The 229-nt window shown below is 68.6% G+C and carries 1 pseudogene; it reads left to right on the top strand.

The annotated features are described in order from the left end of the window. Nucleotides 1–223, top strand: a pseudogene (locus tag SB754_RS23410) (M18 family aminopeptidase); the annotation flags it as partial. Nucleotides 224–229: the final 6 nt, after the last annotated feature.

Here is a 229-nt window from a genome sequence, read left to right as displayed (position 1 = left end):
GAACGCAGCCTGCCGACGCGCGGGGGTGCCCTCGCAGGAGTTCGTGTCGAACAACACGATGCCCTGCGGTTCGACGATCGGACCGATCTCGGCGACCCGGCTCGGCATCCGCACCGTCGACGTGGGCGCACCGATCCTGTCGATGCACTCGGCCCGCGAGCTGACCGCCGTGGTCGACCCGTGGTACCTCTCGCGCGCCATGGGCGAGATCCTCAACAAGTGATCAGGC

The organism is Leifsonia sp. SIMBA_070 (assembly GCF_046534635.1).
Classification (GTDB): Bacteria; Actinomycetota; Actinomycetes; order Actinomycetales; family Microbacteriaceae; genus Leifsonia.
This window is presented reverse-complemented; position numbering and strand designations above follow the sequence as displayed.